Below are 1,225 nucleotides of genomic sequence, written 5' to 3'. Positions count from 1 at the left end.
GGCCAGACGGCGGACGACTTCGCGCGCGACTTCGAGGCTAACGTCCAGCGTCTGCTGGAAGCGGCCAAGAGCGGTCGCTACCGGGCGCCGCCGGTGCGGCGCGTCAATATTCCCAAGGGAGACGGGCGCTCCACACGGCCGATTGGCATTCCTACCTTCGAAGACAAGGTCCTGCAACGTGCCGTGGTGGCCCTGCTGGAGCCGCTCTATGAGCATGATTTTCACGAGTGCTCGTATGGTTTCCGGCCGGGGCGCTCGGCGCATCAGGCCATCGGAACGGTGAGGAATGGCCTGATGTCGATGGGCGGAGGCTGGGTCATTGATCTGGACATCAAAGCCTTCTTCGACACGATCGACCACCAGCACCTGCGTGCGTTTCTGCAGCAACGAGTGAAGGACGGCGTGATCCTCCGCCTGATCGGCAAGTGGCTCAAGGCCGGGGTATTGGACGCCGGGCAATGGCAGAAGGGCGAGATAGGCAGCCCACAAGGGGGTGTGATTTCCCCCTTGCTGGCGAATGTCTACCTCCACTACGTGCTGGATGAGTGGTTTGAGCAAGACGTCAAACCACGCCTGCGCGGACGGGCATTCTCGGTGCGCTTCGCCGATGATGCCGTGCTCGCCTTCAGCAACGAAGCTGATGCCCGCAAGGTGCTGGAGGTACTGGCCAAGCGCTTTGCGCGCTTCGGCCTTACCCTGCACCCGACCAAGACTCGGCTGGTACGGTTTCGGCCACATCGCGAGCTACGGGCCGAGACCTTCGACTTCCTGGGCTTTACCTATTACTGGGGGAAGTCCCTGCGTGGACGCTGGATCATCAAGCAGAAAACGGCCAAGGACCGGTTCAAGCGAGGCCTGAAGCGAATTTCGCTGTGGTGCCGAGCCAACCGCCACCTGCCCCTGCGTGATCAGCACCGCCAACTCTGTCGAAAGGTTATGGGGCACTATGCGTACTACGGGATAACCCACAACATCGAGTCTCTGCAACGCTTCCAATACAGGGTTCAGACAACCTGGATCAAGTGGCTCAGGAGGCGATCGCAGAGAGGATGGTTCCCGTGGGAGAAGGCAAGGCAACTGTTGCTGACACTCCCGTTACCGCGAGCGAGAATCGTGCACCGAGCGTCCTTCGTGTGAACCTGACGGTTGAGGAGCCGAGTGCGTCAATCGCGCACGCTCGGATCTGTGGGGGGCCGGAACGAGCAATCGTCCGGTCTACCCGACC

The 1,225-nt window shown here is 61.4% G+C and carries 1 protein-coding gene; it reads left to right on the top strand.

Going from position 1 to position 1,225, the window contains the following annotated elements; all coding sequences use genetic code 11:
* Positions 1-1,137: group II intron reverse transcriptase/maturase (gene ltrA / locus CWI66_RS17505; RefSeq protein WP_100732381.1), on the top strand; the 1,137-nt coding region annotated here is incomplete at its 5' end.
* Positions 1,138-1,225: the final 88 nt, after the last annotated feature.

The sequence above is a fragment of the Halomonas sp. 141 genome (assembly GCF_002810305.1).
In the GTDB taxonomy this organism is placed as follows: Bacteria; Pseudomonadota; Gammaproteobacteria; order Pseudomonadales; family Halomonadaceae; genus Vreelandella; species Vreelandella stevensii.
The sequence above is the reverse complement of the archived record's forward strand: the minus strand, read 5'-3'. Positions and strand labels throughout refer to the sequence as shown.